Source organism: Mycobacterium sp. DL440 (assembly GCF_011745145.1).
Lineage (GTDB): Bacteria > Actinomycetota > Actinomycetes > Mycobacteriales > Mycobacteriaceae > Mycobacterium.
Window position 1 is genome coordinate 695,171 of record NZ_CP050191.1, and the last position, 25,389, is coordinate 720,559.

General features: G+C 66.3%; 18 protein-coding genes. 15 read left to right on the forward strand and 3 right to left on the reverse strand.

The features are described 5' to 3' along the window. Window positions 1-17 precede the first annotated feature (17 nt). Window positions 18-641, forward strand: coding sequence for a TetR family transcriptional regulator (locus tag HBE63_RS03510; protein ID WP_166903315.1), 624 nt, complete (start codon window positions 18-20; stop codon window positions 639-641). A gap of 137 nt (window positions 642-778) precedes the next feature. Beyond that, window positions 779-2,239, forward strand: coding sequence for an adenosylhomocysteinase (ahcY, locus tag HBE63_RS03515; RefSeq protein ID WP_166903317.1), 1,461 nt, complete (start codon window positions 779-781; stop codon window positions 2,237-2,239). 83 nt (window positions 2,240-2,322) lie between these two features. Here the strand turns inward: ahcY and gjpA are convergent, their stop codons facing one another. Together gjpA and HBE63_RS03525 are read right to left on the reverse strand one after the other, a co-directional pair. Further along, window positions 2,323-4,113: an outer membrane porin GjpA gene (gene gjpA / locus HBE63_RS03520; RefSeq protein ID WP_166903319.1), complete on the reverse strand. Its 1,791-nt coding sequence runs from the start codon at window positions 4,111-4,113 to the stop codon at window positions 2,323-2,325. A 507-nt stretch (window positions 4,114-4,620) separates the two neighbouring features. Beyond that, entirely contained in the window at window positions 4,621-6,468 is a 1,848-nt protein-coding gene (locus HBE63_RS03525) for a fatty acyl-AMP ligase (RefSeq protein ID WP_166903321.1), read from the reverse strand. 171 nt (window positions 6,469-6,639) lie between these two features. Here HBE63_RS03525 and HBE63_RS03530 point away from each other — a divergent pair, with 171 nt between their 5' ends. The 7 genes from HBE63_RS03530 to secA all read left to right on the forward strand — a co-directional run bounded on the left by HBE63_RS03530 (window position 6,640) and on the right by secA (window position 16,271). Further along, on the forward strand, window positions 6,640-7,272 hold the full coding sequence (locus HBE63_RS03530; RefSeq protein WP_166903323.1) for a dTMP kinase: 633 nt from the start codon (window positions 6,640-6,642) through the stop codon (window positions 7,270-7,272). A gap of 52 nt (window positions 7,273-7,324) precedes the next feature. Continuing rightward, window positions 7,325-8,011, forward strand: coding sequence for a two-component system response regulator MtrA (gene mtrA, locus HBE63_RS03535; RefSeq protein WP_070187218.1), 687 nt, complete (start codon window positions 7,325-7,327; stop codon window positions 8,009-8,011). Further along, window positions 8,008-9,669: an MtrAB system histidine kinase MtrB gene (gene mtrB / locus HBE63_RS03540; protein WP_166903325.1), complete on the forward strand. Its 1,662-nt coding sequence runs from the start codon at window positions 8,008-8,010 to the stop codon at window positions 9,667-9,669. The genes mtrA and mtrB overlap by 4 nt, the downstream gene beginning before the upstream one ends. After that, window positions 9,666-11,426, forward strand: a complete 1,761-nt coding sequence (lpqB, locus tag HBE63_RS03545) for an MtrAB system accessory lipoprotein LpqB (RefSeq protein WP_166903327.1) — start codon at window positions 9,666-9,668, stop codon at window positions 11,424-11,426. The genes mtrB and lpqB overlap by 4 nt, the downstream gene beginning before the upstream one ends. Before the next feature lie 187 nt (window positions 11,427-11,613). After that, the gene (locus tag HBE63_RS03550; protein ID WP_166909318.1) at window positions 11,614-12,243 is read left to right on the forward strand and encodes a ComF family protein; all 630 of its coding nucleotides are present in this window, start codon (window positions 11,614-11,616) and stop codon (window positions 12,241-12,243) included. 329 nt (window positions 12,244-12,572) lie between these two features. Next, window positions 12,573-13,223, forward strand: a complete 651-nt coding sequence (gene hpf / locus HBE63_RS03555) for a ribosome hibernation-promoting factor, HPF/YfiA family (protein ID WP_166909319.1) — start codon at window positions 12,573-12,575, stop codon at window positions 13,221-13,223. A 183-nt stretch (window positions 13,224-13,406) separates the two neighbouring features. After that, window positions 13,407-16,271: a preprotein translocase subunit SecA gene (secA, locus tag HBE63_RS03560; RefSeq protein ID WP_166903329.1), complete on the forward strand. Its 2,865-nt coding sequence runs from the start codon at window positions 13,407-13,409 to the stop codon at window positions 16,269-16,271. Here the strand turns inward: secA and HBE63_RS03565 are convergent. After that, window positions 16,268-16,798 carry an Rv3235 family protein gene (locus HBE63_RS03565; RefSeq protein ID WP_208301288.1) on the reverse strand — a complete coding sequence of 177 codons (531 nt, stop codon included), beginning with the start codon at window positions 16,796-16,798 and terminating at the stop codon, window positions 16,268-16,270. The two genes, secA and HBE63_RS03565, sit on opposite strands and share 4 nt — an antisense overlap. Before the next feature lie 155 nt (window positions 16,799-16,953). On the opposite strand from HBE63_RS03565, the gene HBE63_RS03570 reads away from it, so the two are divergent. The 6 genes from HBE63_RS03570 to HBE63_RS03595 all read left to right on the forward strand — a co-directional run bounded on the left by HBE63_RS03570 (window position 16,954) and on the right by HBE63_RS03595 (window position 25,368). Further along, window positions 16,954-18,807, forward strand: a complete 1,854-nt coding sequence (locus HBE63_RS03570) for an ABC transporter ATP-binding protein/permease (protein WP_166903331.1) — start codon at window positions 16,954-16,956, stop codon at window positions 18,805-18,807. Between the two features lie 117 nt (window positions 18,808-18,924). Next, a complete protein-coding gene (locus tag HBE63_RS03575; protein WP_166903333.1) occupies window positions 18,925-20,334 on the forward strand; it encodes a wax ester/triacylglycerol synthase family O-acyltransferase in 1,410 nt (469 codons plus the stop codon). A 61-nt stretch (window positions 20,335-20,395) separates the two neighbouring features. Beyond that, window positions 20,396-22,183, forward strand: a complete 1,788-nt coding sequence (locus tag HBE63_RS03580) for a BCCT family transporter (RefSeq protein WP_166903334.1) — start codon at window positions 20,396-20,398, stop codon at window positions 22,181-22,183. Window positions 22,184-22,192: 9 nt separating this feature from the next. Then, entirely contained in the window at window positions 22,193-22,702 is a 510-nt protein-coding gene (locus tag HBE63_RS03585) for a hypothetical protein (protein WP_166903336.1), read from the forward strand. A gap of 22 nt (window positions 22,703-22,724) precedes the next feature. Then, window positions 22,725-24,146: an amidohydrolase family protein gene (locus HBE63_RS03590; protein ID WP_243858483.1), complete on the forward strand. Its 1,422-nt coding sequence runs from the start codon at window positions 22,725-22,727 to the stop codon at window positions 24,144-24,146. A gap of 58 nt (window positions 24,147-24,204) precedes the next feature. Then, complete coding sequence (locus HBE63_RS03595; RefSeq protein ID WP_166903338.1) at window positions 24,205-25,368, forward strand: ferredoxin reductase; 1,164 nt, start codon at window positions 24,205-24,207, stop codon at window positions 25,366-25,368. Window positions 25,369-25,389 lie beyond the last annotated feature (21 nt).

Genomic DNA, 25,389 nt, shown 5'->3' on the forward strand with positions numbered 1-25,389 from the left:
GCGATAGTGTCGCCCGTGTGAGTCGGCCGCGAGACAAACAGCGCATCCCGTATGCGGAGGCATCCAGGGTGCTGCTGCGCGATTCGATTCTCGATGGCATGCGGGAACTGCTGTTGACCCGCGACTGGTCGGCCATCACGCTCTCGCACGTGGCCCAGGTCGCGGGGATCAGCCGTCAGACCATCTACAACGAGTTCGGCTCTCGGCAGGGGCTGGCCGAGGGATATGCGATGCGCCTGGCTGACCGGCTCGTCGACGCGGTCGACGAGGCGATCAACCACAACGTCGGCGAGGTCCACGCGGCATTCCTGGAGGGGTTCCGGGCGTTCTTCCTCGAATCCGCCGCCGACCCTCTGGTGATCTCGTTGCTCACCGGCGCCTCCAAGCCCGACCTGCTGCAGATCATCACCACCGGCAGCGGGCCGATCATCTCCCGATGCTCGGCGCGGCTGACCGGAACCTTTCAGAACAGTTGGATGAAGGCCAGCGATGAGGACGCCGGCGTGCTGGCCCGGGCGATCGTGCGGCTGGCGATGAGTTACGTGTCGATGCCGCCCGAGGCGGATCACGATGTGGCCGGTGACCTGGCCCAACTGATGACGCCATTCGCCGAGCGCTACGGTGTCATAGATACCCCGTAGCTGTCAGAGCGCCGCCGCCGTCACAACCGCATGAGCGCCTGTCCCGCGAGCCCGCAGGCTAGAGGTATCTGCGTGTGGCGTCGCCGTTCGGCGCACCTCTGCGCTTGCAAGCAATCACGACTGAAAGAGGGCTCTACATGACTGAGTTGAAGGCCGATAGCCGGGGCGGTATCGACTACAAGGTGGCCGACCTCTCGTTGGCCGAATTCGGCCGCAAGGAGATCCGCCTGGCCGAACACGAGATGCCCGGCCTGATGGCCCTGCGTCGCGAGTACCACGACGTGCAGCCGCTCAAGGGCGCCCGCATCTCCGGTTCGTTGCACATGACCGTGCAGACCGCGGTTTTGATCGAGACGCTGGTGGCTCTCGGGGCAGAGGTCCGCTGGGCCTCCTGCAACATCTTCTCCACCCAGGATCACGCCGCCGCAGCCATCGTTGTCGGCCCGCACGGCACTCCCGAGGAGCCCAAGGGCACCCCGGTCTTCGCCTGGAAGGGCGAGACGCTGGAGGAGTACTGGTGGGCCGCCGAGCAGATGCTCACCTGGGAGGGCGAGCCGGCGAACATGATCCTCGACGACGGTGGCGACGCCACCATGCTCGTGCTGCGAGGCGCCGAGTACGAAAAGGCCGGCGTGGTTCCGCCTGCCGAGGAAGACGACTCGGCCGAGTGGAAGGTCTTCCTGTCCCTGGTGCGCAAGCGCTTCGAGACGGAGAAGGACAAGTGGACCAAGATCGCCGCCTCGGTCAAGGGTGTCACCGAGGAGACCACCACCGGCGTGCTGCGGCTGTACCAGTTCGCCGCCGCAGGTGAATTGGCGTTCCCGGCCATCAACGTCAACGACTCGGTCACCAAGAGCAAGTTCGACAACAAGTACGGCACCCGGCACTCGCTGGTCGACGGCATCAACCGCGGCACCGACGCGCTGATCGGCGGCAAGAAGGTGCTGATCTGCGGCTACGGCGACGTGGGCAAGGGCTGTGCCGAATCGCTGGCCGGTCAGGGTGCGCGCGTGCAGGTCACCGAGATCGACCCGATCAACGCCCTTCAGGCGCTGATGGACGGTTACGACGTGGTGACCGTCGAAGAGGCGATCGGCAACGCCGACATCGTGGTGACCGCGACCGGCAACTTCGACATCATCCTGCTCGAGCACATGAAGGCCATGAAGGACCACGCGATCCTGGGCAACATCGGCCACTTCGACAACGAGATCGACATGGCGGCCCTGGAGAAGTCCGGCGCGGTGCGGCTGAACATCAAGCCGCAGGTCGACCAGTGGACCTTCGGTGATTCGGGCAAGTCGATCATCGTGCTGTCCGAGGGCCGGCTGCTCAACCTCGGAAACGCCACGGGGCACCCGTCATTCGTGATGAGCAACAGCTTCTCGAACCAGGTGATCGCCCAGATCGAACTGTGGACCAAGACCGACGAGTACGACAACGAGGTCTACCGCCTGGCCAAGCACCTCGATGAGAAGGTCGCTCGCATCCACGTCGAGGCGCTGGGTGGCGCGCTGACCAAGCTCACCAAGGAGCAGGCCGAGTACATCGGCGTCGACGTCGACGGTCCGTACAAGCCGGAGCACTACCGCTACTGAGTTAGCTTCCTCTGCGCGAGCAGACGGAAAATTGCCCCAAATCACTTGATTTGGGGCAATTTTCCGTCTGTCGACCGGTTTGGTTACTTCTTGTTGTCGTGCTTGCTCTTGCTGCCGGCGTCCTTCTTGGCCGGCTTGGTGGATTCGGAACCGGAGTTGGACGCACCGGCACTCGAATCGCTTGAGCTGGAAGTGGATTCGCTGGACTTGCGGGTGCTGTTCGCGCCCAATCCGTTGCGAACGTTCTTCACCGCATCCTTGACACCCTTGACCAGATTGCTGCGCGGGGTCTTGTCCGTCGGGCCGGCGGTCCGGGTCGTCGGCGCATTCAGGCGGGTCTGAACCTTGGGCGTCGGCTTACCAGCGGTTGCGGCATCGTCGGCCGATTCCGTCGGTGCCGCGGTCTCGTCGGTGGTGCCTGCCTCGTCAGCGGTAGCGACCTTGGTGGCGGCCGGGGCCTTGGCGGCATCCGCGGTCGCGGATACGGCGGTCGGCTTCTCCAGCGACACCGTGACGGTCTTGTTCGCGGTCGAGTAGGTCAGCTCGTTGGCCGCTGCGATGGCGTTCGCGGCCGAACTGTCGGCAGCCGAACCCTCGGCATCCGTGACCGGAGCGGCAGCCTCGTCGGTGGCCTCCTCGGTGCCGGTCGCGATGCCTTGCAGCTTCTTGACGATGTTCTCGACAGCTGCACCCTTCAACGCGTCACGAAGTTTGGTGACGCCTGCGCTTTCGGCGGTGTCGCTCAGGATGTCGCCCGTAGCGAGCGGATGCAGTCCGAACAGTGGGGGCTTCGGGGCCGGAGCATTCCCCTTGCCGTCCCAATCGTCCCAGCCGCTGCCGAGCAGCACGCCGACCGTTTGCGACAGCCCCTGCAAGGCGCCGATCGGGCCGACGGCCTCGCCCTTGACCGAGATGCCGAGGGCACCGAGTTTGACGTCCAGACCGAGGCTGTTGAAGATCGAGCCGCCGACCGAGGGGATCGTTACCTTGTTGCCCTCTTCGTCGGTGTATTCGTAGGTGCTCCGATCGGTTGAGCCCGGGGTGAGCAGACCGCCGAACGCGATGTTGAGCCCGCCGATGGTGACGCTGTCCTTGATCAGGCCCGCATCGTTGATCATCGGCGCCAGCGCGTCGAGGTTCAGATTGGCGCCGTTCAGGAACGCGTCGACCATGCCGGCCGGCACCCCCAGCAGGCTGGAGAGTGCGGTTGTCGAGTCGCCGGCCTGGAGCGCGTCCGAAATCGCCACGGCACTGTTGAGGAGGGCCACCGCCGGGCTGATCACCGGGCCGACCGATCCGATGAGGACGCCGCTCAGCGGCGAGGCCAGGACACTCATGACCGCGGAGAAGGAGTCGACGTCGACACCTTCCTCCAGGAACGAGGGAAACATGTCGAGCGCCAAGCCGTGCATACCGCCGAGGGTGTGCTTGAGCACCGCGTCCTTGGTGGCGTCGTCCGCACCGATCAGGGTGAGACCCGTCACCACCTTCATCGCATTGGCGGCGAACTGTTGCGACACGGCCTCGAAGCTCGACGGGTCATCGAAAAGCTGCTTGGCATAGCCGATCTGGTTGGCGATCGCCTGCTGCAGTCCGACGCCCGGGGCCAACAGGAAGTTGTCGCCCAGGATCGTGCCGTTGGCCTTCGCGGTGTCGAAGGCCGTTTGCAGTGGCGCGAAGGGGTCCCAACCAGCGGTGAGGCGCACGGCGTCGGCGTGAATGTCGTGCTGGGCACCGGCAGGGACGGGAGAGATTCCCGGCGTGGCGGCAATCATCCCGGCGGCGGCGACGACGATGCCCGCTGCGGTGAGCCAGTGACGGGTGGTTTCTTGCTTTGCGCCCACGGGGGGGTGGGGCTGAGCAACGAGATGCACGGCATCTCCTTTCGCATCTGTAAATAATCGGACAGACCATAGCCCGGCGAAGTAGTTGCCGATGCAATATTTGGGCAACGAATGTAGCCAGTTTAAGGTTCGGCGCCGTCGAGCAACGCGGTGTTGCAGGAGAAGTGGCAGCTCGCTGGGCTTGAACCCGATTTGGGCTAATGATTAGACATTTTTTAATGTCGGGTTGCATCCATGGCTGCTTCAGGGCGCGTGCGACTGGACGGCTCTCGCGAGACCGTGATTTGTCTGTCAAAAAATTTGTCTGACAACATGATTCAGAGTTGTGCCATGCCCGCTGCTCCGGTGCGGCGAAGCGCCGTGTCCCCTGATGCCGATGTGCAGGGGCCCACTTTTATTTGTTGGGGAGTGCGCGGCAACCGCGGCTCGTGGTACCGGCAGTGCAGGGACCGCGCAGACCGGACCGGGGTGCGGCACTACCGCGGCGACCGTGCAGGCGGCCGCGATCAGCTAACAAATGCTGGCAGCTCCTGGGCGTCAGTTCAGGCCTGGTGCCTGCTGACGGGCCGCCTCGGCCTTGATCAGCTCGGCGATGCGGATCGCGGCCTCGAGTTCCCTGGCCTTGGCGAGGTCGTCGAGCGCCGACGGCCTGAGCCAGTGCGCCACGGGCGCGATCTCGTCGTCGAGCAACTGTTGCCGGCACCGGCCCCGTTGGATCTTGCCGCTCGACGTCGTCGGAATCGACAGATGTTCCACCAGCAGAACCGCGTTCGGCTCTACGCCGTATCGCGCGGTCACCGCGGCCCGGACCGCATCGGCAACCGCGGAGAGGTCGACCGATCCGTCTCGTTGGCGAGCCACCTCCTGCACGATCACCATCTGTTCGACCGCTCCCAGACCGGGAGTGATCGCGAAGACGGCGCCGCGCCCGGATACGAGTGCCGGATGGCTGTCCTGCACCGTCCGCTCGATGTCGCTGGGGTAGTAGTTGCCGCCGCGGATGACGACGAGATCCTTACAGCGTCCCGTGATGTACAGCTCGCCCGACCGGAGGAAACCCAGATCACCGGTGCGCAGGAATGGCCCGCCGGATACCTCGGCCGCAACAGCGGAAAACGTCTGCGCCGTCTCATCTGGCCTGGCCCAATATCCCCAACCGACGCTGGGGCCGGCGATCCAGATCTCGCCGACCTCATCCGCCCCGCACGGCCGGTGGGTCAACGGATCGATGACGACCACGTGCTGGCCGCCTCGCGGGCGGCCGCACCCCACCAAAGCGACCGCGGACGGATGTCCCGGCTCGACGTCGACGACGCGATCTGCCTGAAGCCCGGTGCGATCGACGTGCGCAACGACCGGCAGCGCGGAGTCCGAACCGCCGGACACCAGCAAGGTCGCCTCGGCGAGTCCGTACACCGGACACAGTGCCTCCGGCCGGAACCCCGCCGGAGCGAACGCCTCGGCGAACTTCTCCAGCGTGGCGGCCTGTACCGGCTCGGCGCCGTTCATGGCGGTGGCGAGGCTGGACAGATCGAGCGCCGCGCGCTGCTCTGCAGTGCTCTCTTCGACACACCGGTCGTAGGCGAAGTTCGGTGCGGCGGTGAAGGTTGCGCGATGCCGGGATATCGCTTCCAGCCAGCCCATCGGCCGTTTGACGAAGGAGGACGGTGACATCAGATGGGTGGTGCACCCCACGTAGAGCATCGACAGAATCCCGCCGATCAGACCCATGTCGTGGTGGGACGGCAGCCAGAACACGCTGGTTGCGGTGTCGTCGCCGTCCCACACCTGGCGGATCGACTCCATGTTGTGGAGAAGGTTGCGGTGCGTCAGTGCGACGCCCTTCGGCGTCGTGGTGGAGCCAGACGTGTACTGCACCATGGCGATCGCGTCCGGGTCGATCTCCGGTGCCGCCCAACTGCTGCCTTCGGCGGCGGGGGTGTCCACCTCATCGGCACGGACCCACCGCAGGTCGCGCCCCTCGGCCAACTCGTCGATCGCGGCCTTGATCTTCGCCTGCGTCTCGGCGGTGGCGAGCGCGAAGCGCGCATGTGCGTCGGGCACCACCGAGGACAGGCGTGGAGCCAGCCGCTCGTGCACCGGCACGGCGACAGCACCCGCGTAGACGCAGCCGAAGAACCCGGCGATGGAATCCAGGCCGGGCCGGCACAGCACCAGGACGCGTTCACCGACAGCCCCCAGGTCGTGCAGGGTGGACGCGATCGCGCGGGCCCGGCGATCCAGGTCGCGGTATGTCAGCTGGGTGCGGTTCTGGTCGTCGCCGTCATACGAGAAGCTGAACGCGACCTTGTCCTGATACGTCGCGGCCCGCTGCTGCAGCAGGTCCAGCAGGGTGGCTGCGGTGAGCGCTGTGTTCTGGTGCATCCGCTACCTCATATGTCGGCGATTCCTGGGATCAGGCGACCGTACCGGACGCAAAAATAAGCCGGGCTATCTTGTGGGGCCTTCCCGGCTGTCTGATTTACCCGCGAGGCAGGGGTGCCACTCCAACGTGACATCGGCGGCGGCGCCCGGTCTCAGGGATAGGCTCGCGGCGTGCTCATTGCGATCGAAGGTGTCGACGGTGCCGGCAAACGTACGTTGACCAACGGCCTGCGGGCGGCGTTCGAGGCCGATCGCAAGTCCGTCGGCAGCCTGGCATTCCCGCGCTACCACCGGTCGGTGCCCGCCGACCTGGCCGCCGAGGCGCTGCACGGGGCGCACGGCGACCTGGCCGAATCGGTGTACGCGATGGCGGCCCTGTTCGCGCTCGACCGCGCCGGCGCCCGGGAGGAGATCGAACACCTGCAGGGCGCCTACGACGTCGTCATCCTGGACCGCTACGTCGCCTCCAATGCCGCCTACAGTGCGGCGAGGCTGCACCAGGGCGCCGACGGCGAGGCGGTCGCCTGGGTGCGCGAGCTCGAGTTCGACCGCCTGAAACTCCCCAGCCCGGATTGGCAGGTACTGCTCGATGTCCCGACCGAGCTGGCCGCCCAGCGGGCCGAGCACCGCGCCAACACCGAGGCCGACCGCGCCAAGGACGCCTACGAACGCGACGGCGGGCTGCAACAGCGCACCGGCGAGGTCTATACCGCGCTGTCGGCCGCCGACTGGTGCGGTCGATGGGCCGTCGCGGGCCCAGACGTGGACGCAACTGTCCTTGCGGGTCGGCTAAGCAGCAGATAAAGCCGAGAAACCCGCGTGTGGTACCCCGGTTTTATCGCGATCGGGTGACACCATGGACACCATGAGGCAAAGGATCCTTGTCGTCGATGACGACCCATCACTGGCCGAGATGCTCACCATCGTCTTGCGTGGTGAAGGATTCGACACCGCGGTCGTCGGCGATGGCAGCCAGGCGCTGACCGCCGTTCGTGAATTGCGCCCCGATCTGGTCCTGCTGGACCTGATGTTGCCCGGGATGAACGGGATCGACGTGTGCCGGGTGCTCCGTGCCGACTCGGGTGTCCCGATCGTCATGCTGACCGCCAAGACCGACACCGTCGACGTGGTACTGGGCCTGGAATCCGGCGCCGACGACTATGTGATGAAGCCGTTCAAGCCCAAGGAGCTGGTGGCCCGGGTGCGCGCACGGCTGCGCCGCAACGAGGACGAGCCTGCCGAGCTGCTGTCGATCAACGATGTCGAGATCGACGTGCCGGCCCACAAGGTGACCCGCCAGGGCGAGCAGATTTCGCTGACACCGCTGGAGTTCGACCTGCTGGTGGCGCTGGCACGCAAACCACGCCAGGTGTTTACTCGTGATGTGCTGCTCGAACAGGTGTGGGGATATCGCCACCCCGCTGACACCCGTTTGGTGAACGTGCATGTCCAGCGGTTGCGGGCCAAGGTTGAGAAAGACCCGGAGAACCCGCAGGTGGTGTTGACCGTTCGAGGAGTGGGATACAAGGCCGGACCCCCGTGATCTTCAGCTCCAGACGGCGCATTCGTGGTCGCTGGGGTGGTTCCGGCCCGCTGTTGCGCGGATTGGGGACGCTTGGTCGGGCGGTGAGCCTGGTGTGGCGTCGTTCGCTGCAACTGCGGGTCGTGACGCTGACTCTGGGGCTCTCGCTTGCCGTCATCCTGGTGCTCGGCTTCGTGCTCACCAGCCAGATCACGGACCGGATCCTTGAGGTCAAGGTCAAGGCCGCCACCGAGGAGGTGGAACGGGCCCGCATCACGGTCGGCGGCATCGTCGGCGGTGAAGAGAGCCGTTCGCTCGACAGCAGCCTGCAGTTGGCCCGGAACACCCTGATCGATCGCAAGGCCGACGCCCGCGCGGACGTGGCCGGAGCGTTCGACGCGGTACTCATGGCTCCCGGCGACGGGCCACGCGAAGCCGCTGCGGCCGGGCCGGTGCAACAGGTGCCGAAGGCCCTACGTGACTTCGTCAAGGCCGGACAGGTCAGTTACCAATACACCACGGTCGCCACCGATGGGTTCTCCGGTCCTGCGCTGATCGTCGGCAGCCCGGCGTCCTCGTCGGTGCCCAATCTTGAGCTGTACCTGATCTTTCCGCTGAACAACGAGGAGAGCACCATCTCCCTGGTGCGCGGCACCATGGCGACCGGCGGCGTGGTGCTGTTGGGCCTGCTGGCGGCGATCGCGCTGGTGGTGGCCCGTCAGATCGTGCAGCCGGTGCGGTCGGCCTCACGCATCGCCGAGCGGTTCGCCGAAGGTCACCTGACCGAGCGGATGCCGGTGCGCGGCGAGGACGACATGGCCCGGCTGGCGGTGTCGTTCAACGACATGGCCGAGAGCCTTTCGCGCCAGATCCAGCAGCTCGAGGAATTCGGTAACCTGCAGCGCCGCTTCACCTCTGACGTCAGCCATGAACTACGTACCCCGCTGACCACGGTGCGCATGGCTGCCGACCTGATCCACGATCACAGCGAGGATCTCGACCCTGCGCTGCGCCGGTCCACCGAGCTGATGGTCAACGAACTGGACCGGTTCGAGACCCTGCTGGCCGATCTGCTGGAGATCTCCCGCCACGACGCCGGTGTGGCCGAGCTGTCGGTGGAGTCGGTGGATCTGCGGACCACGGTGCAGAGCGCGCTGGACAATGTCGGGCACCTGGCGGCGGACGCCGAGGTCGAACTCGACGTCAACATGCCAGGCGACGGGGTGATCGCCGAGGTGGATCCGCGCCGCGTGGAACGCATCCTGCGCAACCTCATCGCCAACGCCATCGATCACGCCGAACGTAAACCGGTGCGCATCCGGATGGCCGCGGACGAGGACACCGTCGCCGTCACCGTGCGCGATTACGGTGTCGGCCTGCGCCCCGGTGAGGAAAAATTGGTGTTCAGCCGGTTCTGGCGGTCCGACCCGTCGCGGGTACGCCGCTCCGGCGGCACCGGCCTGGGCCTGGCCATCAGCATCGAGGACGCGCGCCTGCACCAGGGTCGGTTGGAGGCGTGGGGTGAACCCGGCAAGGGGGCCTGCTTCCGCCTGACGCTGCCGCTGGTGCGCGGTCACAAGGTGACCGCCAGCCCGCTGCCCCTCAAACCCATTGCGCCGCAGCAGAAACAGCGGCAGCATGCCAATCGCGACCGGGAGCATGCGGAGGAGAACGTGTGAAGCGCCTGCTGACGGTCGTGGTCGTCGGTCTGGTCGTTCTGGTGTCCGGGTGCGCGGGAATTCCGAATTCGTCCTCCCCGCAAGCAATCGGAACAGTCGACAGACCGGCACCGCCGAACCTGCCCAAACCCGCGCCGGGCATGGACCCCGATGTGCTCCTGCGTGAATTCCTCAAGGCCACGGCCGATCCCGCGAACCGGCACCTGGCAGCCCGGCAGTTCCTCACCGAGTCGGCCTCCAGCTCATGGGACGACGCCGGCAGTGCACTGCTGCTCGACCGGGTGGTGTTCGTCGAAACCCGTGGCGCGGACCGGGTTTCGGTGAGTATGCGGGCAGACATCCTGGGATCGCTGTCCGACATGGGGGTGTTCGAGACGGGGGAGGGCGCACTGCCCGACCCCGGCCCCATCGAGCTCGTCCAGACTCCGGGCGGTTGGCGCATCGACCGGCTGCCCAACGGGGTTTTCCTTGACTGGCAACAGTTTCAGGCCACCTACAAGCGCAACACGCTCTATTTCGTCGACCCGACCGGAGCCACGGTCGTGCCCGACCCCCGTTACGTCGCGGTGTCCGATCCCGACCAGTTGGCCACCGAGCTGATCTCCAAACTGGTCTCCGGGCCACGCCCCGAAATTGCCAGGGCGGTACGTAATCTGCTCGACGCACCCTTGCGGCTGCGCGGTCCGGTCACCCGGGCCGACGGCGGGAAGACCGGGGTGGGGCGCGGCTACGGTGGTGCCCGAATCGACCTCGAGAATCTCTCGACCACCGATCCGCACAGTCGGCAACTGCTTGCCGCACAGATCATCTGGACCCTGTCGCGGGCCGGGATCAGTGGGCCCTACGTGATCAACGTCGACGGTGCGCCGCTGGACGATCGGTTCGCCGACGGATGGGAGACCTCCGACGTCGCGGCCACGGACCCGGGGGCCGTGCCCGGCGCGGCCGCCGGTCTGCACGCGCTGGTCGGCGGTTCCCTGGTGGCGTTGGACGGGCAGCAGACCGCCCGCGTGCCGGGGGCGTTCGGTTCGGCGCCCAACCAGATATCGGCGGCGGTGTCGCGCAACGGTCAGGACGCGGCGTCGGTCGTGGTACTGCCCGACGCCCCGGAGGCCACTGCCGCCTCGCTGTGGATGGGGCCGTTGGGAGGGCCCACCGCCAAGGCCATCGAGGGCCGCACGCTCAGCCGGCCGAGCTGGTCGCTGGATCAGGCCGTATGGGTGGTAGTCGACGTCGCCAATGTGGTGCGCACCATCCGCGACGCGTCCGGGGTGCCGGCCCGCATCCCCGTCGACGCGGCGGCGGTGACCACCCGCTATCCGGGCCCGATCACCGAACTGCAGCTGTCCCGGGACGGCACCCGCGCGGCGATGGTGATCGGTGGGCAGGTGATCCTGGCCGGGATCGAGCGGACTCCCGAGGGCCAGTTCCTGCTGACCTATCCGCGGCGTCTCGGCTTCGGCCTGGGCAACACGGTGGTGTCGCTGTCCTGGCGTACCGGCGACGACATCGTGGTCAGCCGGACCGATCCGGCGCACCCGGTGTCCTACGTCAACCTCGACGGCGTGAATTCGGACGGGCCCAGCCGCAATCTGCAGGTCCCGGTGGGCACGGTGGCCGCCAATCCGTCGACGGTCTACGTCGCCGACCAGCGCGGGGTGATGCAGCTGTCCGCTTCGGTCAGTGACGACAATCCCGGATGGGTCGAGGTCCGGCCGCTGATGGTTCCCGGTTCGTTGCCGGTGCTGCCCGGCTGACTCTTCGGCGCGTGGTGTGGCGGTGCGCCGGCGGTGCGCCGATTTCCACGCCAGGGCTGCGCTACCCCCCCGGGATCGCGACCTCAGGTAGAAACCGGCGGTGGTGCAGTCGCGGCGGTGCGGTGGCAGCGCGGCGGCCGTGCAGTGGCGGAGCGGCGATGTCACCCCCGGCGGGCAGACTGCCGGCATGCTCGACCTCATCCTGCCGCTGGAGTGCGGTGGCTGCGGGGCACCGTCGACCCGGTGGTGTGCGACGTGTGCCGCGCAGCTCGGTGTCGGTGACGACGAGCCGCACCTGGTCACCCCGCGCACCGATCCGGGAGTTCCGGTGTTCGCCCTGGGGCGCCATGCGGGTATCCGTCGGCGCACCATCGTGGCGGCCAAGGAGCAGGGCCGCGCCGACCTGATCGTCCCGCTGGCCGGCGCGCTGAATGTCGGCCTGCAGCATCTGCTGACCTGGGGCGTCGTCGGTACTCCGCTGACGCTCGTTCCGGCGCCCACCCGCCGCGCCGCGGCACGGCGCCGCGGCGGTGATCCGGTCCGCCGGATCGCGACGGCAGCGGTTGCCGGGCTACCGGGTGTTCGCGTCGTGCCCGCGCTGCGCCTGCGGCCGTGGGTGCGTGATTCGGTGGGCCTGTCGGGCGCCGCCCGCCAGCGCAACATCGCCGGCCGGGTACGTCTGATCAGGCCGGTCGCGGGTGAAGTGGTGCTGGTCGACGACATCGTCACCACCGGAGCCACCGCGGCCGAATCGGTACGGATGCTCACGGCCGCCGGGGTCGACGTGTCTGCTGTACTGGCGATTTCGCACGCCTGACGCGCGCGTCATTTCGTCGAGATCAAACCCACGTGAAGAACTGAGAACACGTATCTGAAATTGGTGGCACGAGTGGGTGAACACGGACTACCGTCGGCAGCAACCACCCGTGAACGACTCACGGCGGCGCCCCCGAACGCGGCGCCACTTCACCGCCAAACGGTAGGAGGTGAGTACCCGACACCTTTCGCCGATGGGTGGAGCAAACTATTCGGCCCATCGGCACCATCTCGATTCGTTGAGAAGTAGGGCACGCGTGAACGCGTGTGACAACTGAGAGAAACGAGTTGCCGAGTATGTCAACCCATTCCCCGGACACAAGCGCCACCATGGTGGTCGACCCCGACGAGCAGGTCGGCGACACCACCCCGGAGCCGAACGCAGAGGTCGTGGTCAAAGGTCGAAACGTCGAAGTTCCCGATCACTTCCGTATCTACGTCTCGGAGAAGTTGTCGCGCCTGGAGCGGTTCGACCGCACCATCTACCTGTTCGACGTCGAACTCGACCACGAACGTAACCGCCGTCAGCGCAAAAACTGCCAGCACGTCGAGATCACGGCCCGCGGCCGTGGCCCGGTGGTGCGCGGCGAGGCCTGCGCAGACAGCTTCTATGCGGCCCTGGAATCAGCGGCCGGCAAACTCGAGAGCAGGCTCCGCAAGGGCAAGGACCGCCGCAAGATCCACTATGGCGACAAGACCCCGGTCTCCCTGGCCGAAGCGACCGCGCACGAGACGCTGTTCGAGCAGCAGCCGATGGCTACGGCCGATGCCGGATTGTCGGATGGTCTCGACGATCATGAGCCAGGCCGGATCGTGCGGACCAAGGAACACCCCGCGAAACCGATGACAGTCGACGACGCCCTCTATGAGATGGAGCTGGTCGGCCACGATTTCTTCCTGTTCCACGACAAGGAGAGTGACCGCCCGTCGGTGGTGTACCGCCGACACGCCTACGACTACGGGCTGATCCGCCTGGCCTGAGCGCCGGCAGTCCCACGCACGTGGGAGGGGCCCAGCGGAATCGCACCTCGGAGCATTCCGGGGTGCGATTTTGTGTGTTCGCGCCAGCAGAACCAGCGACTTCGACCGGTCACCTACGATGGACGTCAACTAAGCCCGTGCGATCCCGCCCACGGGATCCATCGAACCCACAGGGGAAATAGCGTGCTGTCGAAGTTGCTCCGTCTCGGTGAAGGCCGCATGGTCAAGCGCCTCAAGAAGGTGGCCGACTATGTCGACACCTTGTCCGACGACATGGAGAAGCTCTCGGACGCCGAGTTGCGAGCCAAGACCGACGAGTTCAAGAAGCGGATCGCCGACGGCGAGGACGTCGATGACCTGCTGCCCGAGGCGTTCGCGGTGGCCCGTGAGGCGGCGTGGCGGGTGCTGTCGCAAAAGCACTTCGAGGTCCAGATCATGGGTGGCGCGGCGCTGCATTTCGGCAATGTCGCCGAGATGAAGACCGGTGAGGGAAAGACCCTGACCGCGGTGCTGCCCGCCTACCTCAACGCGCTCGGCGGCGAGGGCGTGCACGTCGTCACGGTCAACGACTACCTGGCCAAACGCGACAGCGAGTGGATGGGTCGCGTGCACCGGTTCCTGGGCCTGGACGTGGGCGTCATCCTCTCGGGCTTGACCCCGGAGGAACGCAGGGCGGCCTACCACGCCGACATCACCTACGGCACGAACAACGAGTTCGGCTTCGACTACCTGCGCGACAACATGGCGCATTCCACCGAGGACATGGTCCAGCGTGGCCACAACTTCGCCATCGTCGACGAGGTCGACTCGATCCTCATCGACGAGGCCCGTACCCCGCTGATCATCTCCGGCCCCGCCGACGGCGCCTCCAACTGGTACTCCGAGTTCGCCCGGCTGACCCCGCTGATGGAGAAGGACACCCACTACGAGGTCGACATCCGCAAGCGCACCATCGGTGTGCATGAACTGGGTGTGGAGTTCGTCGAGGATCAGCTGGGCATCGAGAACCTCTACGAGGCCGCCAACTCGCCGCTGGTCAGTTACCTGAACAACGCCATCAAGGCCAAGGAGCTGTTCCAGCGGGACAAGGACTACATCGTCCGCGACGGCGAGGTGCTGATCGTCGACGAGTTCACCGGCCGCGTGCTGCTGGGCCGCCGCTACAACGAGGGCATGCACCAGGCGATCGAGGCCAAAGAGCACGTCGAGATCAAGGCCGAGAACCAGACGTTGGCCACGATCACGCTGCAGAACTACTTCCGGCTCTACGACAAGCTGTCCGGCATGACGGGTACGGCCGAGACCGAGGCCGCCGAGCTGCACGAGATCTACAAGCTGGGTGTGGTGCCCATCCCGACCAACAAGCCGATGGTTCGAGCCGATCAGGGCGACCTGATCTACAAGACCGAGGAAGCCAAGTACATCGCGGTCGTCGACGACGTCGCGGAGCGCTATGAGAAGGGCCAGCCGGTCCTCATCGGTACGACGAGCGTGGAGCGCTCCGAGTACCTGTCGCGGCAGTTCACCAAGCGCAAGATTCCGCACAACGTGCTGAACGCGAAGTACCACGAGCAGGAGGCGAACATCATCGCCGAGGCCGGCCGGCTCGGCGCCATCACCGTCGCCACCAACATGGCCGGTCGCGGTACGGACATCGTGCTCGGCGGCAACGCCGACTTCCTGGCCGACAAGCGGCTGCGCGAAAAGGGCCTGGACCCGGTGGAGACCCCCGAGGAGTACGAGGCCGCCTGGGACGACACCCTCACGGCCATCAAGGAAGAGGCCAACAAGGAGGCCGAGAAGGTCACCGACGCCGGTGGGCTGTACGTGCTGGGTACCGAGCGCCACGAGTCCCGGCGTATCGATAACCAGCTGCGCGGTCGCTCGGGCCGCCAGGGCGACCCGGGCGAGTCCCGCTTCTACCTGTCACTGGGTGACGAGTTGATGCGACGGTTCAACGGCGCGACGCTCGAGTCGCTGTTGACCAGGCTGAACCTGCCCGACGATGTGCCGATCGAGGCGAAGATGGTGACCCGCGCCATCAAGAGCGCCCAGACCCAGGTCGAGCAGCAGAACTTCGAGGTCCGCAAGAACGTCCTCAAATACGACGAGGTGATGAACCAGCAGCGCAAGGTCATCTACAAGGAGCGCCGGATGTTGTTGGAGGGCGAGAACCTCCAACAACAGGCCCGCGACATGCTCGTCGATGTCATCACCGCGTACGTCGACGGTGCCACCGCCGAGGGCTATGCCGAGGACTGGGATCTGGCCAAGCTGTGGGATGCGCTCAAGACGCTGTACCCGGTCGGTATCGACCACCACGACCTGGTCGATTCCGATGCGGTGGGCGAGCCCGGTGAGCTGACCCGCGACGAGTTGCTCGAAGCGCTCGTCGCCGACGCCGACCGTGCCTACGCCGAACGCGAGAAGCAGCTCGAAGAGCTCGCGGGCGACGGTGCCATGCGTCAGCTGGAGCGCAACGTCCTGCTCAACGTGATCGACCGCAAGTGGCGTGAGCACCTCTACGAGATGGATTACCTCAAGGAGGGCATCGGCCTGCGGGCGATGGCGCAGCGCGACCCGCTGGTCGAGTACCAGCGCGAGGGCTACGACATGTTCGTCGGCATGCTCGACGCGCTCAAGGAGGAGTCGGTCGGATTCCTGTTCAACGTTCAGGTCGAGGCCGCGCCTGCGCCTGCCGTGGCACCGGTGGCCGCGCCCAGCGGGCTGGCCGAGTTCGCCGCGGCAGCCGCAGCGAAGGCCGGTGAGGCCACGGCTGCCGATCCGGAGTCGGGTGCGGTGGCGACCAAGGAACGGCCGGCACCCGCGTTGCGTGCCAAGGGGATCGACAACGGGGCAACCGACAATGGGGCATCCGCGCTCACCTATACGGGTCCGTCCGAGGACGGTACCGCCGAAGTGCAGCGCTCCGGTGGTGCCGGACGGCATTCTGCGGCTGCGGGCGGCGGCACTCGCCGTGAGCGTCGCGAAGCGGCCCGCAAGCAGGCCAAGACAGGCCGGCCGTCGAAGTCGCACCGCAAGAGCTAACCGAGCTGTAGCGCAGTGAGTTGCCAACGGCCACTGCGTGTTTCGATACGTCCGGCGATGGCGCGCACCCGCGGGCCGCGGGTGTAGGTGGCGAACAGCTCGGCGGCCTCGGGTGAGGCTGCCGGGCGTAACCCCACCCGGCGCAGGCTGGCGGTGGTGCCGTGGCGCGACGCGGTGGAGGCGATGACCGCGTCGAGCAGCAGTTGGCTCATCAACGATTTCAGCTGGGACGGTGGCCTGCGCCGATCGACGACCTCAAGGACCCGGCGCAGGGCCATATCGGCGAACTGCGCGGCGCCGGGCTGCACTTGCCCGTCGGTCTCGGGGCTGACCAACCGCAACCGGCGCGGGTTGTGGCCGTGTAGCACGGTCGGTGCCGGGCAGGGCGCCGGCGGTGCCGGCAAGTCAGCCGGTGTGCCTCCCAGGGGCAGTGCGGGCGGCTCGCAGTCGATGACCGGGGCGGTCAGCGGCAGACGCCGGGAACCGTTCGCGGTGGCGGATTGCGCGGCAAGTTTCGGGGTGGGCACAGGCAACCTCCAGCGGTCGGCATCACGGACGACATCTGCTGGAGAGGTGCAGACCTACCCATGATCGCATGGGTTCGGCGTGCCGGAAGCACGCATGATCCGGCGCTCGGTTTCGCCGGTTAGCGTGACGAGAGTCGTCGAACCAGGGGGGCGGAATGGTTCAGCCCAGCATCGATTGGCCGGCCGAGCCGCTGCGCTCGCTGCTGTGGACGCTGCAGGCGTGGGTGATCACGCTTGTGGTGTTCCTGGCCGTGGCACTGCTCATCGCGAGATTCACCCGGTGGGGACAGCAGTTCTGGCGGGTCAACGCGCCGTTTTTCAGCGGCGCGGGCAGTTGGCGCACCTGGGCGCTGCTGGCGTTCATCCTCTGGCACACCGTGTATTCGGCGCGGGTGGTGGTGATTTTCACCTACCAGTACGCGGACCTGATGAATGCGGTGCAAGCCGGTGCGGAGGCATTGGCCACCCATGATGGCGCGAAGCTCGACGCTGCACGGCAGGCGTTCATGACGTCGTTTGCGATCAGTGGGATTCTGGTGGCACTCACCGTGATCTACACAGTGGTCGATCTGTTCCTGCGCCGGGTGTTCTCGATTCATTGGCGCATCTGGCTCAACACCCGCCTCGTCGACGACTGGATGACCGGCGATGCGTTCTATCGCAACCGCTTTCTGGACCCGCCGGTGGAGAACCCGGACCAGCGCATCCAGACGGACGTCGAGACGTTCACCACCAAGTCGGTGGACATGAGCATCGGAGCGGTGAACAGGTCGCTGTTGATCGTCATGTTCACCGGCGTGCTGTGGCAACTGTCCGGTCCGTTGCAGTTGGGTGGCTGGACGATTCCGCGGGCCATGGTGTTCGTGGCGTTCGTCTTCTCGATCACGGTGACCGTCGTCGCGTTCTGGATCGGCCGCCCGCTGGTGCGGCTGAACTTCCTCAACGAACGGTTCAGCGCCAGTTTCCGGTACGCGCTGGTTCGATTGCGTGACAGTGCCGAGCGTGTCGCGTTCTACCGCGGCGGGGAGCGCGAACGGCAACTGCTGCACTCCCGGTTCGCCGAGATCATCACCAACATGTGGCGGATCGTGTTCGCCCAGTTGCGGCTGGGCGGCTGGAACCGCGGGGTCGGCGACGTGACGACGGGCATGATTCCCTACATCGTGCAGGCGCCTCGGTTCTTCGCCGGCCAGATCACGCTCGGTGGTCTGCTGCAGACTGTCGCGGCCTTCGGAAATGTTTGTGCCGCAATGGCGTTCTTCCGTGAGAGCTATGACGAGTTCACCGTCTACCGCGCCGCCCTGATGCGTATCGACCAGATGCTCGCTCACGATCACCGGGCACGGGAGTTGCCCAGGATCTCGGTCGCGGCCACCCGGGATTCGCTGGCGCTCACCGAGGTGCAGGTGGATGACCTGCAGGGGCGGCCGATGATCACCGATCTGTCGATGGTGCTGAACCCGGGTGACAGTGTGGTGGTCAAGGGTCCGTCCGGGTGCGGTAAGACCACCCTGCTGCGCAGCCTGGCCGAGTTGTGGCCGCGGACAGCGGGACTGGTGCAGTACCCGCCCGGATGGGCGACGCTGTTCCTGCCCCAATTGCCATACCTGCCACTGGGAGATCTGAGGGCCTCGGTGGTGTACCCGCTGCCGATTGCCGACGTGAGTGACAGCGAACTGCGGGATACGTTGCGCGCGGTGGCCCTCGGGCATCTGACCGAGCGCCTGGACGACGAGGCCGACTGGTCGTCGGTGTTGTCCCTGGGTGAGCAACAGCGGGTCTCCTTTGCGCGGGTGCTGCTGGTCCGTCCGCGGGTGGTGTTCCTCGACGAGTCGACCTCCGCGTTGGACGAGGGACTCGAAGACGCCATGTATGGACTTGTGCGTGAACAGTTACCCGACTGCGTGGTGGTCAGCGTGGGGCACCGGTCCACCATCGACCGTCATCACCGGTCGCGTCTGCAGCTGGAGGGCAGCGGGCACTGGGAGCTCTCGGTGATTACGGCATGAACTCCGGCTAGCTCCGGCGTGAAATTGACGCGGGGCAGCACCCGTGATGCACAACAGCAGATTCGCCAGTTAACGTGACGTGGTTCGAGCGGAGCGACGAGGGGAGGTTGGCGCCGCATGGTGAACAGGCTGTCGGCGTCCGACGCAGCGTTCTTCCATCTGGAGAACACCGCCACGCCGATGTACGTCGGGTCCTTGTCGATCCTGCGCAAGCCGCGGGCCGGCCTGAGTTACGAGACCCTGTTGGAGACCGTCGAGCATCGGTTGCCGCAGATTCCGCGTTACCGCCAGAAGGTGCGTGAGGTGACGCTGGGCCTGGCCCGACCGGTGTGGGTGGATGATCGGGATTTCGACATCACCTACCACATCCGGCGTTCGGCGCTGCCGTCTCCGGGCAGCGACGCGCAGCTGCACGACCTGATCGCCCGGCTCGGCTCGCGGCCGTTGGACCGGACCCGTCCGCTGTGGGAGATGTACCTGGTCGAAGGGCTGACCAAGAACCGCATCGCGATCTACACCAAGACACACCAGGCCCTGGTCAACGGGATGACCGCCCTCGAGATCGGGCACGTGATCGTCGACCGCGCGCAGAAGCCGCCGGAGTTCGGCGAGGACATCTGGATCCCGACCCGCGGACCCAGCGACCGTCAGTTGGTACTCGGCGCGATCGGGGAGTGGATCACCCGGCCGACCACGCAGCTCGCCGCCTTGCGCGACACCGTGGCCGAGGTGGCCACGAGTGCCAGCGAACTGGCGGCGGTGGGCCGTCGAGTTGCCGACGTGGCCCGCACGGTGGCACGCGGTACCGCCCCCAGCAGCCCGCTCAACACCACGGTCTCGCGCAATCGCAGGTTCACGGTGGACGAGCATCGGTTGGAGGATTACCGGCTGGTGCGGGCCCGCTACAACTGCGACATCAACGACGTGGTCCTGGCCGTGGTGGCCGGCGCGCTACGCAACTGGCTGCTGTCGCGCGGGGAACCCGTCACCCCGACCACCACGGTGCGGGCGATGGCCCCGATGTCGGTGTACCCGGATGCCGAACTGGATTCCACGGGGCCGGGTCAGGCCATCAGCGAGGTATCGCCGTTCCTGGTCGACCTCCCGGTCGGCGAGGGCAACGCGGTGGTGCGGCTGTCGCAGATCGCTCATGCCACCGAATCGCATTCCACCGCGGCCAGCCTGGTCGACGCGCGGACCATCGTGACGCTGTCCGGATTTGCACCGCCGACCTTGCATGCCATGGGTATTCGGGTGGCGACGGGCTTCTCGGCGCGGCTGTTCAACCTGCTGATCACCAACGTGCCCGGGGCCCAGAAGCAGATGTATATCGCGGGCACCAAATTGCTGGAGACTTACGCGGTGCCGCCACTGTTGCAGAACCAGGTTCTGGCCATCGGGGTGACGTCGTACGACGGCAAGTTGTACTTCGGGATCAATGCCGACCGGGACGCGATGAGTGACGTCGACGTGTTGCCGAGCCTGTTCCGTGAGTCTCTCGAAGAATTGCTCGAGGCGGCCAGATAAACCTGGCGCAACGTGTGGGCTGTTTGACCTGAGCTGCAATTCGCGGTCTGATGAATTGATCATGCCAGCTGAGATACGAAAAAGTCGATCCGACGACAACACGCAAGACGTCAAGAAATCAGTAGTCAAAAGAACTGAAGATGCGCTCAAGTCGGTTGCCGAGGTGGTACCCCACCATCCGGTGCTCGACGTCCCGGTCGAACAGAAGGCCTACACCCGCCGGGCCGGCGTCGACTGGGTGGTGTTCGGGGTCACCGCCGTCATCGCTCTCGCATTCCTGGTCTGGGGCTTCGTCAACACCGGTTCTCTTGCCGCGGCATCGTCGAACGCACTCAGTTGGGTGATGGCCGATGTCGGTTGGCTGTTCGTCCTGACCGCGTCCGGGTTCGTGGTCTTCGTGATCTGGCTGGCCATGAGCCGCTACGGCAACATCCCGCTGGGCCGTGACGACGATGAACCGGAGTTCCGCACGGTGTCCTGGGTGGCGATGATGTTCAGCGCCGGCATGGGGATCGGTCTGATGTTCTTCGGGGTTTCCGAGCCGCTGTCGCATTTCGACTCCCCGCCACCGGGCACCGGCGGGCCGGGCAATCCCGAGGCCGCGGAGACCGCGATGGCCACCACGATGTTCCACTGGACGCTGCACCCGTGGGCGATCTACGCCGTCGTCGGCCTGACCATTGCCTACGGCGTCTATCGCAAGGGCCGCCTGCAGCTGATCAGTGCGGCGTTCGAGCCACTGCTGGGTAAACACGCCAGCGGGCCGTGGGGCAAGGTGATCGACATGCTGGCGATCTTCGCCACGCTGTTCGGGTCCGCGGCCTCGCTGGGCCTCGGCGCGCTGCAGATCCGCAGCGGATTGCACATCGTCGCCGGAATCGGTGAAACCGGCAATGCCATCTTGATCGGCATCATCACGGTCCTGACCGTCGCGTTCGTCCTGTCGGCGGTGTCGGGGGTGGCGCGCGGGATCCAGTGGCTGTCCAACATCAACATGGTGCTGGCGCTGGGGATGGCGCTGTTCATCTTCCTGGTGGGCCCGACCATGTTCATGCTGAACATGATTCCGACCTCCATCGGCAGCTATTTCCGAGATCTCGCGCAGATGGCCGCCCGGACGGGCGCCGAAGGCGACGCGGTCAGCACCTGGCTGCAGAGCTGGACCATCTTCTATTGGGCATGGTGGATCTCCTGGACCCCCTTTGTCGGGATGTTCATCGCCAGGATTTCCCGTGGCCGCACCATCCGGCAATTCGTGACGGGCGTGCTGCTCGTGCCCAGCGTGGTGTCGGTGGTCTGGTTCTGTGTGTTCGGCGGCGCGGCCATCTTCGAGCAGCAGAACGGGGTGGACCTGGCCGGAATGGGCAGCCAGGAGAAGCAGCTGTTCAGTTTGCTCGGCGAGTATCCGATCGCGACGGTCACCAGTGTGGTGGTGATGTTGCTGGTCGCCATCTTCTTCGTGTCCGGTGCGGATGCCGCGTCGATCGTGATGGGTTCGCTGTCCGAGCGCGGCACCATCAAACCGACCCGGCCCACGGTGATCTTCTGGGGCGTCGCGACCGGTGCGGTGGCGGCCGTCATGCTGCTGGTCGGCGGTGCCGACGCGCTGAACGGTCTGCAGTCGATCACGATCATCGTCGCGGTGCCGTTCGTCCTGGTGATGATCGGGCTCGCGGTGTCGCTGGTTCGGGACCTGCGGCAGGATCCGTTGGTGGTGCGCCGCGAGTACGCGTTGGAAGCCGTCAACGATGCGGTGGTCGCCGGTGTCACCCAGCACGGCGACGATTTCGTGATCTCGGTGGAGAAGGACCCGCAAGCCGACGACCGAAGAGACGCCGAGGACGATTAACCTCGCGGTGTGCGCGTCTACATCCCGACGACCCTGGTCGCCCTGCAGCAGCTCGTCGCCGACCGTTACCTGCTCGTCGTGAACGGAACGGCCTTTGCGGTCACCCCGACACTGCGGGAGGCTTACGCCGAGGGCGACGACGACGAACTTGCCGAGGTGGCCCTGCGGGAAGCCGCGCTGGCTTCCCTGCGGTTGCTGGCCGGCGGGCCGGCCGATTCAGGTCTGCCGCCGCGCCGCGCGGTGGTGGTGGCCGATACGGGGGCGGATGGGGAGGTCACGATCCGTCCCGACCTCGACGACGCCGTCGTGCGGTTGTCCGGACCGTTGCCCATCGAGGCCGTGGTCGCGGTGTACGTCGACAATGCCGACGCGGAGTCGGCGGTGCTGGCCGCGGTCGATGTTGTCGACGAGGCGGACATGGGGGATGAGGACGCGGAACTCACGGTGGGCGACGCCCAGGATCACGACCTGGCGTGGTATGCCCCGCAGGAGTTGCCCTTCCTGCTCGAACTGCTCTGAATCAACTGGATGGGGGATTTTGATGCGCGGAATCGGCTTGCTGACGTTGATGGCCGTGGTTCTGACCAGTGCGGCGTGTTCGACCGGAGGCGGTGACGCCTCATCGGCAGGCCCCACCGAGCCGGGTGCCCCGGCAGAAACTCGGCAGCCCCCGCCACCGGCAGCGACCGGCCCCGGGGCGACGGTGACGGATTTCCGCAACGTGAAAATCTTTGACGGCCAAGCGGATCGGCTGTCGGCGCCATCGAATGTGCGGGTCAAGGGCAACCACATCGAGCAGATCTCCACGGAGCCGTTGCCGGCCGATCCGGGCGCCACGGTAATCGACGGCGGTGGTCGGACGTTGATGCCCGGCCTGATCGACAACCATTGGCACACCATGTTCGTGCGGCCGCCCGCGAACCAGTTGCTGAACCTGGACGTGGGTTATCTCAATCTGCTGGCAGGGGATGAGGCGAAAGACACGCTGATGCGTGGCTTCACCACGGTGCGCGATCTCGGTGGCCCCAGTTTCGGTCTCAAGAAGGCCATCGACGAGGGGGTCACGGACGGCCCCCGCATCTTCCCCTCCGGCGCGATGATCAGCGTGACCAGCGGCCACGGCGACTTCCGGCAACCGGCAGATCTGCCCCGCAGCCCGGGTGGTCCGCCATCGAGGCAGGAGGAGTTGGGCGGCAGCATGATCGCGGACAGCCCCGACGAGGTCCGGTTGCGCGCCCGCGAGCAGTTGTTCCAGGGGGCGTCGCAGATCAAGCTGACCGCCGGCGGCGGGGTCTCCTCGCCGCACAGTCCGCTCGACGTCACCACCTTCACCGAACCCGAACTGCGGGCGGCCACCGAAGCGGCCGGCAACTGGGGCACGTATGTGACCGTGCACGCCTACACCCCGCAGACGATCCAGCAGGCGATCCGTGCCGGGGTCACGTGCATCGAGCACGCTCATCTGATGGACGAGGCAACGGCGAAGGAGATGGCGGACAAGAACATCTGGCTCAGCACGCAGCCCATCCCGGCCGAGATGATCGGCGCGTTCCCGCCGGGCTCCGACGAGGCCGCCAAGGCCAAGGAGATCGTCGACGGTGTCAGCAACGTCTACCAGTTGGCCCGCAAGTACAAGCTCAAGACCGCGTTCGGTACCGACATCCTGTTCTCGCCGCAGCTGGCGCCGAAACAGGGGGCTCTGCTGGCCGGCCTCGGCAAATGGTTCTCGCCCGCCGAGACGCTGACGATGGCCACCGGAACCAACGCCGAACTGCTGGCGATGTCGGGCAAGCGCAGCCCCTACGCGGGCAAGCTGGGCGTGGTCAAAGAGGGTGCCCTGGCGGATCTGTTGCTGGTCGACGGCGACCCGTTGGCACGCCTGGACCTGGTCGCAGACCCGGAGCGCAACTTCAAAGTGATCATGAAGGACGGGAAGACGTACAAGAACACTTTGGTGTCCTGACCTCCGATGGCGCTCGTACGACTAGCTACGGGACAGTAACCTACGGTACCGTAGGTTGATGGCCAAGAACTCGATCAAGGTCTCGGCCAATGTGGCCGATACGGTCCGCCCGACCATTGCCGGTGCCGAGCGACGTCCCGGCTGGAACGCACTGCGTCGCATCGTCGGGCAGGTGACCACACCGCTGCTGCCCGACGATTACCTCAAGTTGGCCAACCCGTTGTGGTCGGCGCGGGAGTTGCGCGGCCGGGTGGTCGAGGTGCGGCGGGAAACTGCCGACTCCGCGACGTTGGTGATCAAACCCGGCTGGGGATTCTCGTTCGACTATCAGCCCGGCCAGTATGTCGGTATCGGCGTGCTGATGGACGGCCGCTGGCGCTGGCGGTCGTATTCGCTCACCTCGGCGCCGGAAAAGACTCCCGCGAGCACTGGTCACGTGGTGGGCACACGCACCATCGCGATCACCGTGAAGGCGATGCCCGAGGGGTTCATGTCGACCCACCTGGTCGACGGGTTGCAGCCGGGCACGGTGGTGCGACTGGCGGCCCCGCAGGGCAACTTCGTGATGCCCGAACCGGCTCCGGCGTCGGTGCTGTTCGTGACGGCGGGCTCGGGCATCACCCCGGTGATGTCGATGCTGCGCACGCTGGTGCGTCGCGATCAGATCACCGATATCGTCCATGTGCATTCGGCCCCAACGGAATCCGATGTGATGTTCGGATCGGAACTGGCTGAGCTGCACGATGCGCACCCCACCTACCGGCTGCTGTTGCGCAGCACGCGGACCGAGGGCAGGCTGAATCTGGCGCAGCTCGACGACGTGATTCCCGATTGGCGGGAACGACAAGTGTGGGCGTGTGGGCCCGAAGGCATGCTCGACGACGCTGAACGGGTGTGGTCAGTCGCCGGTATCGCCGACAATCTGCACCTGGAGCGGTTCGCGGTGTCGCGGGCTGCCCCGCACGGCGCCGGCGGCACGGTGACGTTCGAGCGCAGCGGCAAGGAGATCACGGTTGACGGCGCAACGCCGTTGATGGACGCCGGCGAGCAGGTGGGTATCCAGATGCCGTTCGGCTGCCGGATGGGCATCTGTCAGTCGTGCGTGGTGAGCCTGGTCGACGGGCATGTGCGCGACTTGCGTACCGGCGTCGAACACGAGCCCGGAACTCGGATCCAGACGTGTGTTTCGGCAGCGTCCGGCGACTGCGTGCTGGACGTTTAAACTTTACCGGCTAGTAACCTA